The sequence below is a fragment of the Vibrio mimicus CAIM 602 genome (genome assembly GCF_000338875.1).
Taxonomy (GTDB): Bacteria; Pseudomonadota; Gammaproteobacteria; order Enterobacterales; family Vibrionaceae; genus Vibrio; species Vibrio mimicus.
Map to the genome: position 1 here is coordinate 1 of NZ_AOMO01000100.1, position 1653 is coordinate 1653.

At 43.5% G+C, this 1653-nt stretch carries 2 protein-coding genes; both read right to left on the reverse strand.

What is annotated here, in order from left to right; genetic code table 11:
* Window positions 1-201: 201 nt before the first annotated feature.
* Complete coding sequence (locus D908_RS00230) at window positions 202-738, reverse strand: nucleotidyltransferase family protein (RefSeq protein WP_005527924.1); 537 nt, start codon at window positions 736-738, stop codon at window positions 202-204.
* Between the two features lie 132 nt (window positions 739-870).
* The gene (locus D908_RS00225) at window positions 871-1470 is read right to left on the reverse strand and encodes a glutathione S-transferase family protein (protein ID WP_005527926.1); all 600 of its coding nucleotides are present in this window, start codon (window positions 1468-1470) and stop codon (window positions 871-873) included.
* Window positions 1471-1653 lie beyond the last annotated feature (183 nt).

A 1653-nucleotide genomic window follows, 5' to 3' on the forward strand; every position in this document is an offset into this window, starting at 1 on the left:
TTGGTTCAGTATTTGGACTATATCAGGCACTGTCGAGCATCAAAAATTAGTAAACTCGACGCTAATCTCAGTTTTGTTCACATAACGCCCGCCTAAGGGGCTGGCAACGCATACCACTAAACTCAAACACAACAACTGCAACCACCGCGGCTCAATGGGACTGGAAACGCTACGCGTTGACAGTCCCTCTTGAGGCGTTTGTTATGGCGCAATTCTCAAGTTAGGCCACACAGCCAGCCAACCCTTTGACTTTACTCGATTTTCGAAGATTTCATATGCTCGTTTAGGATTATGTGTGATGAAACCTTGAAATAAACTCTCGAAACCAAAGGCTGATATACATTCGTAACGATCATGCTCGACTTTTCTCACCGCTACCGCCGTTTCTTTTTCAGGCCAATAGCTCATGGCATCCAATATGCTTTGGTAAGCATTGTTGCCATTTTGTAAGTGCATCTTAGCTTGATTTTTCACTTGCCAATTGAGCTGGGGCATTTGCTCCGACAACTTGAGCTCAAGTGATTTTTCATAATCTGAATCTAAACGATCGGCATCGAAGAAAATGACATCAATGTCGTTTAATGGCGTCAGCTTTACATTGTGATGTAAAGAGTCCCAGACAAGATTTCGCACAAAACCTGCGGCTATGTAGCATTGAGGCAGTTCAAGCTGGTAGACACATTCTAGTGCTTCAAGTCGAATGGGATCTTTTCTAATTAAATCAACGATGCCTTTCATTTTCACCTTGCGCCATAACGCCCAATTAAGGTGTGAGGCACGCAATACCAATGCTTCCGCATACCACCTTAACCACTAAAGCCAACGCATACTAAAAATGCCACGCGTGCCGAATCACTCTTAAATTGTTTGTTATGCTTGTGGTTCTGAAACCATGGCACTGTCATTTGCCCTTATATACATCAAATGCTTGTCGTAAAAGACGTTTCTCGCACAACCATGTTGCAACCCTTTTTTGTAGATTGAAGCCACAAATATATCGGCAACGCTAAAGTCGTTACCCACTGCAAATCCTGATTCACAACAGATCGATGTACTTAACTTCTCTAAGCACTGCATAATCCAGTCCCCACGAAGTTCGCGCTTTGACGTCTCATCTAGCTCTGGACGCATGAACCTTAATACTGTCCTGTTTTGGGGAGAGTGAATACTGGAGTTTACGTACTCACAAACTCTGCGGATGTGAGTTTTTTCATTGAGACTTTTGCCAAATAAGCCTGGACTAGGAAAGCGCTCTTCCAAATACTCAATAATTGCCATTGATTCAGAAAATACCGAACCATCGATACAAAGAGATGGAACATAGCCAAAAGGATTTACATCTAAGTATGTTGTTGTTAGTTCGTCAGAGCTGATCTCAATTCTATCGTAATGTATCCCCTTAAAATTGAGCACCCACTCCACCCTTTCAGAGCTATTCGAACCTTTTGCGCTATACAGCGAAACTTCCATGTAACCTCCCGAAAAGCATAACGCCGCGTTAAGGGGTGAGTGCCGCCTAAACCAAGTTCCGCAGACCACTTTCACCACCAAAACTCACTGCAAACCAAAATGCCACGCGGCATGAATCCCTCTTAAACGCCTTGTTATACGTGGATTTTGTAGGTTAAGTCGGCGACTTCGTCACCTGTAATG

Bases quoted from the DNA above. Each gene is read 5' to 3' on its own strand.
- D908_RS00230 (WP_005527924.1), bottom strand. From the start codon at position 738: ATGAAAGGCATCGTTGATTTAATTAGAAAAGATCCCATTCGACTTGAA.
- D908_RS00225 (WP_005527926.1), bottom strand. From the start codon at position 1,470: ATGGAAGTTTCGCTGTATAGCGCAAAAGGTTCGAATAGCTCTGAAAGG.